The organism is Paenibacillus brevis (genome assembly GCF_018919145.1).
Classification (GTDB): domain Bacteria; phylum Bacillota; class Bacilli; order Paenibacillales; family Paenibacillaceae; genus Fontibacillus; species Fontibacillus brevis.
Genome location: NZ_JAHLQJ010000002.1, coordinates 39,132 through 52,471, shown reverse-complemented (window position 1 = coordinate 52,471; position 13,340 = coordinate 39,132). Strand labels below are relative to the sequence as shown.

The window sequence follows — 13,340 nt, the reverse complement described above, 5'->3', positions numbered from 1 at the left end:
TATTTTCTGTGATCACATGAATTAGTGGTGACGAATAGTAATCCAGACTAATCTTCAGCTATTTTATTTGTGATTTTTTTCACATTAAGGGCGACTATGGAAGATTATAATGTTTAATGAATAGAAGGTCGCTTATAGTTACTTATGTGATTTTTTTCACTTATAATGTGAAAAAAATACACCTTCAAGAAAAGGGAGAAATTCACATGAAGCGTTATGGGTTCAAGGGAGTAAGGATCGGGTTTACAGTTGCAATGGTAATTATTCTGGTCATGGGAGTTATTGGTTGCAGCGGAGGCGGCAATAAAAATGAAGCGCCGAATGCCCCTGAAGCAGCCACAGAAGGACTATTTACGCCGGGAACGTATGTAGGCGAAGCCGAGGGTCTGCATAGTACGATCAAGGTTGAGGTTACGGTCGACGCAAATACAATTCAATCGGTAAAGGTACTGGAACAGCAAGACACTGAAGGAGTCAGTGATGCAGTATTCGAGACTATTCCTCAAAAGGTAGTAGAAGGACAGAGCTTGAAGGTAGATGTGGTATCCGGAGCATCTGTATCGAGTAACGGCCTGATTGATGCCATCGCTGATGCACTGTCCAAAGCAGGCGCTGATGTGGAGGCTTTGAGAAATAAAGAGCCGCTTGCCGCAGCAGCAAAAGAAGCTATTACGAAGGAAACGGACGTTGTAGTCGTTGGGGGAGGCGGAGCAGGTCTAGCCGCAGCAGTATCAGCTGCCGAGAACGGAGCAAAGGTCATTCTCATTGAAAAATCACCTTCACTCGGTGGTAATACTATTCGTTCAGGAGGAGAGTTCAACTCCTATGATCCGGTCAGACAACCTAACATAGAAATGACCAAGGCGCTGGTCGATGAGCTGAATGAGATTTTGAAATACAATGAAACAGAATTCGGCGATTATGCTGAAACCCTGAAGACTCTTAAGACACAAATCAAAGAGTATTTGAGCAATGGGGATACTACGAAGCTATTTGATTCACCGGAGCTGCATGCTATTCATACTTATATTGGCGGTAAGAGAACAGATCTGGATGGCAAGGAGATTTCAGGTAAGTTCGAGCTGGTGAACACACTCACACAAAACAGCTATGGAACGATTGAATGGCTGGAAAGCCATGGAGCTGAGTTTCAGGACGGGATCGGAACTGTGCTTGGCGCTCTGTGGCCTAGAACACATCACAATGCCGAGCCTCTGGGGACGGGCTATATCAATACGATGAAAAAGAGTGCAACAGATCTTGGGGCAGAGATCATGATGAACACAAAGGCAACCAAGCTGATCGTTGAGAATGGAAAAATAGTCGGTGTAACGGCTGAGCAAGCGGATGGCACTCCTGTCACTCTGAAGGCTTCCAAAGGCGTAGTTATGGCAACCGGCGGCTTCGGGGCAAATTCGGAAATGGTTGTGAAATACAACAATTACTGGCCTGATATGAACGAGAATATCAAGACAACCAATACATCCAATGCTACTGGCGATGGAATTATTATGGGTGAAGAAGTGGGAGCAAGTCTGTGGGGCATGGGCTTTATTCAATTGATGCCAAGCGGTCAACCTGGAACAGGAGCATTGTCCGGCGGCGTATGGGGCAGCGCAGAGACACAGATCTTTGTTAATAAAGAAGGCAAGCGGTACGTGAACGAATACGCAGAACGGGATGTGTTGGCTGCTGCTGCCCTGGAACAAACAGACGAAACCTTCTTTATCATCAGTGACATGACTTCACTCGGCAACCCGGACTTGAACGGTAAGAGCGTGTGGGGCGATAACTACCAGGATCTGATCAAGAACAAGAATATCTTTATGGCCGATACGCTTGAAGATCTGGCGAAGCAAATGGGTGTACCTGCAGACACCTTTATAGCGGAGATGGAAAAGTATAATACTTATGTAGAGAAGCAATTGGATCCAGAGTTCGGTAAGAAAAACTTTGGAGCAAAGCTGGAGACGGCACCATTCTTTGCTACGCCAAGAACACCTTCGGTTCACCACACTATGGGCGGACTTGAGATCAATGAGAAGGCACAGGTGCTGGATACAGCAGGCAAACCGATTGAAGGTTTGTTTGCGGCTGGCGAGGTTGCGGGTGGGCTTCATGCCGGCAATCGTCTTGGCGGCAATGCGATTACGGATATATTCACCTTTGGACGGATTGCCGGAGCAAGTGCGGCAGGCAAGTAATTCTTGCTGCTGAATTGAAGACGCGCCCTGCTATTGTTATCGTACAATAGCAAGGCGCGCCTTTTTATTCTAATCGTAATCCCAAGCTCTGAGAATCCGGCTCATTGTTAGCATAACAGATGCTTCCCGGATGGGATTTGCAAATTCTCTTCATTCGGGTAGCTTCATCAACGATCTGATCCATGCTTTGAAAATCGCATTTCTGATTCGTCACTACAGCGATCGAAATGGAGACAAGCGGAATCGCGCCATAGCCCCCGGAACGACTCTCCCCCTTCACAAAATTGTTCTTGAGATCCTCTGCGCTGTAAAAGGATTGCTTGATTTGCTCAAAGCCCTCAATCACCTTGCTGCAGGGGTCTTGATAATCATGATGGCTCAGAATCGCGATAAAGTCATCCCCTCCGATATGTCCCAGGAATGAGCCTTGCCCTGAAAACTGCTCCCGCAGCAGGGCAGCGGTTGCCTGAATCAGAGAGTCCCCCATTTTGAAGCCATAGCTGTCATTATAGGACTTGAAGTGATCCAAATCGATGTAGAGTACACTGAAGCATTTCTGGTTTGCGGATTGTTGAAGCCGGTCGTCGATAATCCGGTTGCCGGGCAAGCCGGTCAAGGCGTTCATGAAGACCGCCATCTCCGCCCGAAGGTCGGCTACCTCCAGCAGCAGACGTCGAATGCTGACGAAGCCGTACAGCATTTCTTCCTGAGCCACCAGCACTCCGTCATATAGCTCCTCTTCGGCCCGGTTCATCGCCTGAATACTCACTTCTGTAATAGGCTCCTCATATTGGACAACAAGCGGATGACTATTCATGACCAGACTGACCGGTCTGCCCATGTACAGGTTATATCCGTATTGCGTCCCCAGCAGTTGATAGAATCGGGAGCGCATCACAAGTGCGGGAGGTATTCCTGCTCCGGCTACAGCTATACCTTCCAATTTAGGGTTATGTACGAATAGGTTATTTACAACCCGGCATTTCGTATCCGGCTCGACGATGGGAATCGTCTCGGCCATTTCACCAATTTTCGTGAACAAGTTATCCCCTCCGTGAACACTGCACACTTGCCTTTTCTATCTACGCGGGCGTCTTTAAGTTCAACTGGTACTAAAAAGGTTGTAGATAAGGGTATGTTAGTTCCCTGGCCGGCCTTCCTAATGCATAGCCTTGTCCGTACTGGATGCCCTTCTGGCGTAAAAATGAGATTTCCTCTGAGGCTTCAATACCTTCGGCGATAATATGGGTGCCCGAATCAGCAGCAAATTCTTGGAGTAAGGTTACAATGCGCTGTTGATTCGGGCAAAGGTGAATATTGTGAACTAGCGACTTGTCCAGCTTAATAAACTCCGGCTTCAGGCTTACAATGGCCTTCAAGCTGTTATAGCCGGAGCCCGCATCATCAATGGCAATGCGAAATCCCTGGGCGCGGTAATGCGAAAGAATGCGTTCAAACTCCACATAGTCCTGAACGGCCTGCTTCTCCGTTAACTCAAATACCACCTGCTGCGGAGAGAGGTTGTAGCGGGAGAGGAGCTGAATCGTCTGCCCGCTCCGATAGCCCGGATCAGACAGCACCTGGGGATGGATATTGATGAACAAAATTGTATCTCTGGGATGAGCCGCCTGCTCCAGTGCCGAGCTAAAACGGTTCAAGGACAAGTCCCGGCAAAACAATTCAAAAGAGAAGACTTGATCGGTATGCCCGATAAAATCATAGAAAAAATCGGTTGTCGGAAACTGCGCCGACACCGGAGGACGGTTCAGCACCTCGTAGCCCAGATGACTTTTGTCCTGCAAATTATAAATAGGCTGGAAAAAGGTGGTCAGCGCCTGCCCTTTCATGATCTTGTGCAGCTCGGTATATCTTCTGCAGGATTGATAATACGTCCGGGTTGCTTGATAGAAGTAGGTCATGTGGTTTAACAGACCGCTTCTATCTCCAGAAGGAGCGAGCGGTGTTTTCATTTTCCAATCTCATCCTTTATGCCTATATAATCGAGACTGGAAAAATGAAATGCCCGTCTCTATAGTGCTATTGTACCCCTCCGATACCTAGAGAGCATCAACTTAGTGTTAACGAGAGGTAAAATGCGCTAATCCGGGCGCCGAATTCTGTCGAAAATTCCTACATTACAACGAATTGTGTAATTTCGGGAGGGCTGGACCACCTAGTTCCTGAATAAATCCAGCCCGAGGCCCAATGAGCCCTTGCCCCAAATTAAGCAGGTCTTACTAACTCTAGTCTGTTCTATCGCTTTTTCCCACTAAAATATCCAAATCCACGGTCACCCATGCCGACTCCTGCCGAACAAAGTCCTGCAGACGCTCAGGGTCCGAAGACCAGGCCAGCGGTGTCATGCTCGCCAGAAGCTGCAGCTCCGCGCCGTTCAGACGTTGTCTGTAGTTCAGCTGAATCGTGTCCAAACGATCGAAATGCCGGCAAAATAGGTCTGATGTATGCTTGTTGCTATAGCTTCTTTTTTCGTTATCCCCATAAAGTGCTTGTCTCAATTCCTTCAGGTAGCCAGGACCAGGTACGACCTTCACGATGATGCCGTCCTGCCTCAAGATCCGCGTGAACTCCTTGTAGTTAGCCGGTGATAGTATGTTTAGCAGTACCCGGCAAGACCGATCCGCAAGCGGCAAGCTGGCCAAGTCGCCCACCAGCCAAATGGATCCCTCGTATTTCTTTGCGGCCAGGGTGATGCCTTCCTTCGAGATATCAAGGCCAAGCCCGGTCACCAGGGGCAAATCGCATGCCTTAAGCACACTCTGCAAGTGGGAGCCCTCACCGCAGCCCAAGTCGGCCATCATCCATGAGTTCTCCGCTTCGGGAGCATCCTTGAGGATGAGATCCCGGAGAACCTTGTGCAAGGGCTTATATAGAGAGCTTTCCGTAATCAGATGGTGCCTTGCATCAAATAAGAATTTGCCGTATTTGCCGACCGCCGGCCGGGTTAACAGGTTCAGATAGCCGTGCTTGGAAAAGTCAAACGCGTGGTGCTTCAAGCAGACCAGACCGGCGTACTCATTAACCTTCACCGGACTTCCGCAGAGCGGACATTTTAAGCTGGATGACCATGTATCTACCAGATTTGCGCTTTGTATTTTTTTGCTCATGAAATCCCTTCCTTTGCCATAGAAAATCACAGGCATTCGGCCAGCACGGCAAGGTAACGGGATCTCACGACCAAAAGGCAAAGGCCGAGAAGACAACAAAAAAAGAAAGGCGCGACAAATCCGCCTCTCTTCACGATTCAAAAACAACCTCTATATGAATTGAAGATGAGATGACCCAAAAGGACAGACTGATCCCGTGTACCCTGCCTAATGCAAGCAGAGCCTTTGAACGTATTTAATTACGGATTCAAAGTCAGGGAGCGCAATCTGATATAGTGGATCATCATCTATCCTCCTGTCTCAACAATTGTGTCCAGTATAAAACATGCGTTGGAGGATGTAAAGCAGACGCAGCTTCTCTATTATTCTTGCATTGTTCACATAATGTTCACTTATATACCTCAATGACAGGTCGCTATAATAATCCGAGTGATAGAAAGGAGAAATGATCGATGCCTACAACAAGAAAAGAAAGTTTGATCTTCGGGGGGATGATGTGCTTTGGCATGGTGCTTGTCATGACCATGTACAACTTTTATCTCCATAATGCCTTTTCCAGTCTGACGCTTACACAAGGGATAATGGATTTTCTGCTCGGATTCGCGGTCGCCTTTCTGCTGGATTGCTTCCTCGTCGGCCCGTATGCCAAGAAAGCCGCACTGAAAATAACGGGTAAAACGGCCAAGCCGCTCTATAAGGTCCTCGCGATCTCCACTTGCATGGTCATCGGGATGGCCTCCCTCATGTCGGTCTATGGACTGATCACCTCCTCCATCGCGGAAGGAATTCGGTGGAACTCCATCCTAGGAGATTATATACGCATCCTGGGCATGAACTTTATTGTAGCGCTGCCTTTGCAGATGATCGTAATGGGACCCCTTGTAAGATTCATTTTTGGTAACTACGTAAAGCGTTAATGTTCTTTGTGTATGTGCTGCCTGTAGGCCTCGATGTAGCCCATCAGATGCCTTATGCCTTCAAGCTGAGCCTGCAGCCGTTCACTTAACTTCGCAAGAGCAAGCTGGAACGACCTATCAATCCGTTCGAATTGATGGGCCTCCAGTTCGCTCAGAAGCTCCCTCAAATGATCTACATAGTACACGGTCCGCCGCAGACTGCTAATGACCAATATCTTGCGCAGCTCGGTCAAATCGTACAGCCGATATCCATTCTCCTTATCCCGGATTGAAACAATCAGCCCCTCCTTCTCCCAATGCCTGATTGCAGACGTATTCACTCCTGCTAGTTCTGCTGCCTTGCCAATCGGCAGCGGTCCGTCGGGTGTCTTCATCTTCTGATAAGAGCCAAGCTGAGCCTGCTGGATCATTCCGAGTACATGTCCAACGCGGATTTTTTCCTCTTGGATCCGGTGGAGCTGCTGGTTAATCTGCCAAAGCGCTTCCGTCACATTTCCATTCTTTACGCTGCGCATCACCTCATAGACAACAGGAATCTCAAAGCCGACCAGCATGGATCGAATCGCGGCAAAGGCCAGACGGTGTAGGGAAGCATACTGACGGTGTCCCCCCGTCGATCTGGCTACATGAGGAAGCAGCCCCTGCTCTTCATACCTCCTCAGGGTCGTTGTACTCACGTTGAATTCCAAGGCTAACTCTGCCGGTGTATAAAAACGTACCATTTACCCACTCCTAAATTAAAGTAATACCTTAAAGTGCTACGTTAAGTATTGATTGGGGAGAGTCCCAATCTATCTATACTTTAGGTACACAAACCTGAAGATTGCATCTATGTTGTATGTTTATAGTATATCAGATTTGGAGGGATGAACATGAAGAGAACAATCACTTTGGACGATGGCTCTGCGCTGGAGGTGAGGCTTGAGGGCAACAGTAAGGGCAGATTGATTATGCTTCCGGGGACAAAAGAAAGTGTGACGGGCACAGAGGCGGAAACACTAAGGCTGTGGGGCGTAGACCCGGAGCTGGGAAGGAAGCTGGTGGACGGGCTTGCCGATGAGTTCGGGGTCATCTATTTTGACTATGAAGGTCATTTGTTTCAGCACCCACGCCCGGATTCGCTTACGCCAGAAGCCATCGCCAGAGATTTCCTACAGATCGCCGATGAGATGGGTGTCAACGCCTTCTGCTATTACGGATACTCTTGGCTGGCACTTGCCGGCTTACAGCTCGCTATAAGGACCGATCGTTTAGAGGCGCTTCTCATGGGCGGATTTCCTCCTTATGATGGGCCTTATGCTGAAATGAGAACCGTCACCGCCAAAACGCATGAGCAGGCTGTCCAAAATATCGAGAAACCAAGATCTGCTCCTAAAGATCAAAGTTCTGTGGACGAGGTGGATTGGGATCATATTGAGGTCACGATCGATCCGGATCGAACCAAGCAATTTCTTACCCTATATAATCACTTGACAGATTTTGAGGATACGGCGATTCAGGGAAAGCTCTGCTTTCCCAAGCTGGCCTTTGCCGGGGAGAAGGATACGATTGTGTACGGCGAGAACTTCGGCGGGGTCACCGTCGATATCTCCGGGCGGTTGAGCAAACACGAGGACACTTTACGGCAACTCGGTTGGGACGTGCAGATCGTGCAAGGAGAGCATATGGATCACACCCGGGCCATGCAACCGGAAGTTGTGCTGCCTTTAATTAAGCCTTGGCTGAGGGCCAAGCTTTCGGGTTGACACTTTTAGCCGTATAAAAATGGGCACTTCTACAGCGTGATGGCTGCGGAAGTGCCTTGTTCTTGTTGCAGATCATGCAGGATTGCCCTGCACAAACTGATTCTGATACATTCCAGCGTAAACTCCGTTCTGCTGATTTCATCGCTTCTTCAAGAGATCGTCATAAGTTCACAACATTTCTTTGTTAAAGTCAGGTCATGGAAGCGACCCTCCATCAAATTACAAGAAAAGAGTTGAACTGAAATGACGACAAAAGAGATCTTAAAGAAGCATCTCGTTCTTATGCTGGTTCTAGGGGCAATAGCTCTGGTGCGACCTGTTATGAAAATCACCGGGGTTATGGATCTGCTCGGCCAACAATTCGGCAGTATTCTAATGACGGTTCTTATTTCCTTGATATGGCTTATAGTCGTTTTGAGAAAAAAGGTATCCTCGCCGGTTACCATTCTGGTCGGCGCCGGTCTAAGCTATGCCTTATTCGCCATACTGCTTAGCGGTATCGTATCTCCTCTGCTCGACGGCAAGCTGCAAGGTCCCCTGACGAATCCGCTCGCCTTGGTCAGCATCTTCACCACCAATGCGGTATGGGGGCTGCTAATTGGCGGTATTGCCAAGCTGCTGCAGCCCAAACATTAAACAGTTCAGTAATCCGATGACAAGGGATACAGCCGCACCGGGACCGGATGGCCGAGTATAAAACGCTCGCCTTCCATATACGAGTCGTAAGCTAGAATTTGCACTCCTTTAAGTGATGCCTGCTCCAGCGCCTCGGAAAAGGCTGGGTCCATTTCCCGATAGGGGGTAAATCCGCGGCAGCCCTTCATCTGTATTACGAACAAAATTGCGCCAAGGTATCCCGCCTGCACAGCCTGAATCATCTCCAGCACATGCTTCGTCCCCCGCGCGGTTGGCGCGTCCGGGAAGAGTGCCATACCATCCTTCTCCAACGTGACCCCCTTCACCTCGATGAACCCCGCTTGTCCATTAGCTTCCACATAGAGATCAAACCGCGAGCCGCCAAAGGTAACCTCTCGCTTCAGGGCAGAGACCGCCCCGAACTCTTTTAGCCGTCCTGCGGCAATTGCCTCATAGGCAAGCTTATTCGGTGCCTGGGAGTCGATATTCACCCATTCCCCGTTCTTGGCTGCCGCTACAAGCGAGAAGCGGGTCTTCCTTCCCGGCTGATTGCCGGGCTCCAGCAGAACCTCCGCACCTGGCTGCAGCAGCTCAGTCAGTCTGCCGGTATTTTTAATATGCACCTGTTCCTTGATCCCATGGACAAAGACCTCTGCAATGAAGCGGTTCACTTTTCGCTCCAAAAGGCCGGGCACCAAATTCCTATACTTCAACGGTTTCCCTCCCAATTTCTCCGGTACAACCGAGATGGACGGTGGCCCGCATTTTCCGTATAGTGATCGGTTTCCTCCACGAGATGGGCTACCTTGCGCCGAAAAGCGGCTTTCAGCAGTTCTTTGTCCAGAATGACTTCGTAAACCTGCTGCAGCTCGGTCAAAGTGAACCGCTCTTGCATCAGATGCAGGGCGATATCGGTATAATCTACCTTCCCTCTGAGCCGGTCCATGGCGCAAGCAATAATCTTTGCATGATCGAACGCCAAGCCCTCGCTCAATAGGATATTATAGTTCGTTGCCGTCGAGGTAGCCCTTACCGTTACCGTACGTGCCACGACTGCTGTAAGCTCCTCGCCTTCCGCGCACAGCTTGAGCTCGTATTCCATTGTCTTGGCGTATCCGTCCTCCAGGACCTCCCGCCGCTCCCGAAGCAAGCGATAAGTAAGCTTGAACCAGACTGCGGCGTCGGCGTCATCGCCTGCCTTCAGTTGCATCTGATCGCTGGAAATCAAAGCCATGTAGCTGCAGCTTATGACCCAAGTGCGGGGGTCCCGGCCCACATCGCTGAACGTATACAGCTGCTCCAGATAGACATCGGCCACGCCTGTCTCTTCTTGCAATTCCCTCGCCGCCGCCTGCTCCGTCGTCTCATCCGGCCGGACAAACCCGCCGGGCAAAGCCCATTGTCCGAAATAGGGATGTCCCCCCCGGCGAATGAGCAGAATGCGGAGCTCCTTCTCGGGAAGCCTGCGGTAGCTGTCCGCTTCCGTATCGGTCACTGTAAAGATAACCATATCCGTAGCCAAGGACGGCCGTTCGTAATCTCCGGCCCGGTATTGCGCCAGGAATTCCTTTTCCGTAAGTCCATTGTGATCCCTCAGATCCAAATTCTTCGCCTCCTTCATCTCCTAAGGCATGTTTAGCCATGCTCAGCCGCCCAGTTCTCCAAAGTAATTCCGGTAGGGCTCGAATTTTGCCAACACCTCGTCTACCTTCCCCATCCGTTCCTCCAGACTCCCCCTCAGCGTAATGTAGGGAATCCGCCGTTCCTTCAGATCCGCAATGATCTGCTTATGGAAAATATGCCGTTTCTGATCTCCGCTGCGGTCCCATGTATCGTCATAAGGAATATCGTCGTCGCAGAGGAAGAATAGATCATAGCGCTGCGCATTCTCCAGCGCGATCCGGCTGAGCAACTCCGGTGCCCGTCCGTGATAATCCAGTGCGAACATATAAGTCGTAATCGCATTCGTATCGACGAACAGGAACCGGTTGGCATCCAGAAGCGCCTGCTCCTCCCGCTCGATATGCCCCAGAGCGATCTCATCGAACGCCTCCAGGCCGATTCTCCGGTCCACCTGATGCTCCGTCCAGTAGTCCCGGCCATATTCACTGGCATATGTCGTCTGATACCGCCGCGCCAACGCTTCGGTAATCGTCGATTTGCCCGTCGACATTGCGCCCACAAATACGACTTTGGTTATTAAATCCCGGTAGACCACATCTCTTACAAATTCCCTGTACTTATAAGGATCTGAACGGATCATCGTCGCCGAAATCGGTACCTGTCCGCGTGCTTCATCTACCCTCCGGTCGATGGCCCCAAGCGCGATGCTCATATGCTCGCCATAGAACTCGCTGGAATAGAAGTGGGTAACTTGCTCTCCTTTCAGCAGCCCCAAAATGTACTGCTCCTCCCGAATTTCATGCTCCCGGTCGTTGGAATATCCATCAGGACCATCCCAGGCTTCGATTACCCGAACGGACGGATAGAGCTTGCGGATCCAGCCAGCCCGGATATGGAGCGGAATTGGAGTAACTGTAGTCTCATAAATGACGACGATCAATTCATCGACCTCTCGCAATGCCGTCTCAATCATGAACTGATGCCCTTTATGCAGCGGGGCGAACTTGCCCAGCGTCAAGCCTAATGTCTTCATGCCAATACCTCCCTGGCACCCTTGCTCCAATTATAGTAACCGTATACCGCGTTCACTAAATATGCTCCCCACATAACGATCATCAGCAGCGCTTCCTGGCTTCCATCCGCCATTCGAATCACCCATAACAATACGGTGAACACGTTCAACACGATATAGACCAGCCACTGTTCCTTAAATCTTCTCACCATCAACAGGGTGGCGACGACTGATAACACCGTTGTCATCGCATCGATATAAGGCGAGTTCTGTCCGGGGATGAACGAAAGCCCGAAGCCCAGCAGCACGCTGCCCAGGATACAGATTGCCGCAACTGTCAGCAGTCCTTGGAGCCTCATTTTCCGCATGGTCAGCTTACCGCTCTCTTGTGTATTCTTTTTCCACATATAGAAGCCGATTACGTTCATTGGAACAAAGAACAGCAGGTTCAGCATCACTTCTCCGAACAGGCCGTTTGCATAGGAGAGATACGCATAACCGAGAGTATTATACATCCCGAACACATAGCTCATCAGGTTGCCCTTCGCTGCCAGTACGACACAGAGAACTCCAGTAATAAACACCGTGAATCCGAATAAAGAATCCTTCATGAGCACAGTCAGCACTACAGCGATTGAAGTAAACAAAGCCAGCCAACCGATTTCAAACCTGTTCCAGCCGCTCCACACTTTATTCATCCGTGTTCCCTCCACTTCCTTCGGTTGCCGGTTCGTATCCGTTACCGGCTTTTTCTTATTTATATTTTGATAATAACATATTGTTACTAACAAATGCAATAAGAAATGCCGCCACTCAGGTAGTGACAGCATTTGTATTGTTAACCTATCGTACTTTGTACTATAAATTGCTTTTCCTTTCGTAATACGTTCATTAGTTCTGGTCCCACATTTAGGTTCTGTTGTACCAGTTGATGAGGTGTGAGCGCCATCCACTGATTCAGCGAAATATCCTCAAAGCGGTCACTCGCGAACATCTCCAATGCCCATACGCTTTGATTACCAGTGTTTTGGATGTAGTGTCCGAAGGCCCGCGGTACATATCCTACATCCCCAGCACGATAATCGAAAGTGCGAGCCGTACCATTAGGTGCCATAACCGTCATGCGCGCCGTGCCGGAGATATAATACTGCCACTCGTCTTGGTTAGGATGCCAATGCATTTCTCTCATTGCGCCAGGTTTAATTTCCAACAACGATGCGGCAATTTGTGTGGAAATAGGAAAGTTGGCAGAATCGACTATACGCACCGTACTCCCTCCCGGAGTTACGATCGGCTCTTGGGCGAGCAGCCGATGTGTGAAGGTTTTCGGTACTAAACCGTAAGGATCAGGCACCTGCTGACTTTCAAGCGGACCGGGAACATTGGATTGAAAAATATATAACTGATGGTTCGGGATATGGGCAAAAGCGCTTGGCGGGACACCAAAATTCACCGTCAGTACATCCTTTGGCGTATGTGCGAACCAATCAGAGATAGCTAAAGTATTGAGGTCAGAGAAGCTGCCGTCAGGAAAGACAAGCAAAAACTCGCAGCCTTCCTCCAGCCCTTGAATGGAATGTGGAATTCCCGGAGGGAAGTACCAAAGGTCGCCTATACCTACGTCAGCAATGAAGTTCCTCCCTTGCTGATCAACGGATGTAATGCGCGCTCGCCCCACAAGCATAATCGCCCATTCCGCTTGCTGATGCCAATGCAACTCCCGCACACCCCCTGGAGTCAGAGCCATATTCACCCCGGCAATCGTGGTCGCGATCGGAAGCTGCCTAACTGTCACTTCCCGTGACCAACCACCGTGATTTAACTGCATGTGGGTATCGGAGAAAGAAAACTTTAGGTTGGGAAGTGATCCTGCATCGGTGACAGGCGGAACTAGCATATCAGGGTTCTCAAGGTCTCGCATGACATCCCGTGGACCTAGATCCCACCAACCAGCACCATCATTTCTTATCGGTTGTGGTACATCTCCATTCCGGGTTTTGTTTTCCAAATTATATACCCCCCTCGTTCTATCCACTTTGTACTCGTCACTAGGTGAATGCCTAATATAAGTTATGAAT

General features: G+C 49.6%; 13 protein-coding genes. 4 read left to right on the top strand and 9 right to left on the bottom strand.

Going from position 1 to position 13,340, the window contains the following annotated elements; translation table 11 throughout:
- Positions 1-206: 206 nt before the first annotated feature.
- The gene (locus KQJ23_RS02505; RefSeq protein WP_216477109.1) at positions 207-2,204 is read left to right on the top strand and encodes a flavocytochrome c; all 1,998 of its coding nucleotides are present in this window, start codon (positions 207-209) and stop codon (positions 2,202-2,204) included.
- 64 nt (positions 2,205-2,268) lie between these two features.
- Here KQJ23_RS02505 and KQJ23_RS02500 read toward each other — a convergent pair whose 3' ends face one another.
- From KQJ23_RS02500 to KQJ23_RS02490, 3 genes are all read right to left on the bottom strand, one after another.
- On the bottom strand, positions 2,269-3,246 hold the full coding sequence (locus KQJ23_RS02500; RefSeq protein ID WP_216477108.1) for a GGDEF domain-containing protein: 978 nt from the start codon (positions 3,244-3,246) through the stop codon (positions 2,269-2,271).
- A 70-nt stretch (positions 3,247-3,316) separates the two neighbouring features.
- Positions 3,317-4,174, bottom strand: coding sequence for an EAL domain-containing protein (locus tag KQJ23_RS02495; protein ID WP_216477107.1), 858 nt, complete (start codon positions 4,172-4,174; stop codon positions 3,317-3,319).
- A 273-nt stretch (positions 4,175-4,447) separates the two neighbouring features.
- On the bottom strand, positions 4,448-5,329 hold the full coding sequence (locus tag KQJ23_RS02490) for a putative RNA methyltransferase (RefSeq protein ID WP_216477106.1): 882 nt from the start codon (positions 5,327-5,329) through the stop codon (positions 4,448-4,450).
- Between the two features lie 452 nt (positions 5,330-5,781).
- Between KQJ23_RS02490 and KQJ23_RS02485 the strand changes: the two genes are divergently transcribed.
- Positions 5,782-6,246: a DUF2798 domain-containing protein gene (locus KQJ23_RS02485; RefSeq protein WP_216477105.1), complete on the top strand. Its 465-nt coding sequence runs from the start codon at positions 5,782-5,784 to the stop codon at positions 6,244-6,246.
- On the opposite strand, the gene KQJ23_RS02480 is transcribed toward KQJ23_RS02485, so the two are convergent.
- Complete coding sequence (locus tag KQJ23_RS02480) at positions 6,243-6,968, bottom strand: MerR family DNA-binding transcriptional regulator (protein ID WP_216477104.1); 726 nt, start codon at positions 6,966-6,968, stop codon at positions 6,243-6,245. The genes KQJ23_RS02485 and KQJ23_RS02480 overlap by 4 nt on opposite strands.
- Positions 6,969-7,118: 150 nt before the next feature.
- Between KQJ23_RS02480 and KQJ23_RS02475 the strand changes: the two genes are divergently transcribed.
- Positions 7,119-7,991: an alpha/beta fold hydrolase gene (locus KQJ23_RS02475; protein WP_216477103.1), complete on the top strand. Its 873-nt coding sequence runs from the start codon at positions 7,119-7,121 to the stop codon at positions 7,989-7,991.
- A 243-nt stretch (positions 7,992-8,234) separates the two neighbouring features.
- Positions 8,235-8,627, top strand: coding sequence for a hypothetical protein (locus tag KQJ23_RS02470; protein WP_216477102.1), 393 nt, complete (start codon positions 8,235-8,237; stop codon positions 8,625-8,627).
- A gap of 5 nt (positions 8,628-8,632) precedes the next feature.
- Here the strand turns inward: KQJ23_RS02470 and sfsA are convergent, their stop codons facing one another.
- From sfsA to KQJ23_RS02445, 5 genes are all read right to left on the bottom strand, one after another.
- Positions 8,633-9,340: a DNA/RNA nuclease SfsA gene (sfsA, locus tag KQJ23_RS02465; protein ID WP_216477101.1), complete on the bottom strand. Its 708-nt coding sequence runs from the start codon at positions 9,338-9,340 to the stop codon at positions 8,633-8,635.
- Entirely contained in the window at positions 9,337-10,230 is an 894-nt protein-coding gene (locus tag KQJ23_RS02460; RefSeq protein ID WP_216477100.1) for an NUDIX hydrolase, read from the bottom strand. Before KQJ23_RS02460 ends, sfsA begins: the two co-directional genes overlap by 4 nt.
- Positions 10,231-10,272: 42 nt before the next feature.
- The gene (locus KQJ23_RS02455) at positions 10,273-11,283 is read right to left on the bottom strand and encodes an AAA family ATPase (protein ID WP_216477099.1); all 1,011 of its coding nucleotides are present in this window, start codon (positions 11,281-11,283) and stop codon (positions 10,273-10,275) included.
- Positions 11,280-11,960 carry a nicotinamide riboside transporter PnuC gene (gene pnuC, locus KQJ23_RS02450; RefSeq protein WP_216477098.1) on the bottom strand — a complete coding sequence of 227 codons (681 nt, stop codon included), beginning with the start codon at positions 11,958-11,960 and terminating at the stop codon, positions 11,280-11,282. The genes KQJ23_RS02455 and pnuC overlap by 4 nt, the downstream gene beginning before the upstream one ends.
- 140 nt (positions 11,961-12,100) lie before the next feature.
- Positions 12,101-13,270, bottom strand: a complete 1,170-nt coding sequence (locus tag KQJ23_RS02445) for an oxalate decarboxylase family bicupin (protein WP_216477097.1) — start codon at positions 13,268-13,270, stop codon at positions 12,101-12,103.
- Positions 13,271-13,340: the final 70 nt, after the last annotated feature.

Bases quoted from the DNA above. Each gene is read 5' to 3' on its own strand.
- KQJ23_RS02505 (WP_216477109.1), top strand. From the start codon at position 207: ATGAAGCGTTATGGGTTCAAGGGAGTAAGGATCGGGTTTACAGTTGCA.
- KQJ23_RS02495 (WP_216477107.1), bottom strand. From the start codon at position 4,174: ATGAAAACACCGCTCGCTCCTTCTGGAGATAGAAGCGGTCTGTTAAAC.
- KQJ23_RS02490 (WP_216477106.1), bottom strand. From the start codon at position 5,329: ATGAGCAAAAAAATACAAAGCGCAAATCTGGTAGATACATGGTCATCC.
- KQJ23_RS02485 (WP_216477105.1), top strand. From the start codon at position 5,782: ATGCCTACAACAAGAAAAGAAAGTTTGATCTTCGGGGGGATGATGTGC.
- KQJ23_RS02480 (WP_216477104.1), bottom strand. From the start codon at position 6,968: ATGGTACGTTTTTATACACCGGCAGAGTTAGCCTTGGAATTCAACGTG.
- KQJ23_RS02475 (WP_216477103.1), top strand. From the start codon at position 7,119: ATGAAGAGAACAATCACTTTGGACGATGGCTCTGCGCTGGAGGTGAGG.
- KQJ23_RS02470 (WP_216477102.1), top strand. From the start codon at position 8,235: ATGACGACAAAAGAGATCTTAAAGAAGCATCTCGTTCTTATGCTGGTT.
- KQJ23_RS02455 (WP_216477099.1), bottom strand. From the start codon at position 11,283: ATGAAGACATTAGGCTTGACGCTGGGCAAGTTCGCCCCGCTGCATAAA.
- pnuC (WP_216477098.1), bottom strand. From the start codon at position 11,960: ATGAATAAAGTGTGGAGCGGCTGGAACAGGTTTGAAATCGGTTGGCTG.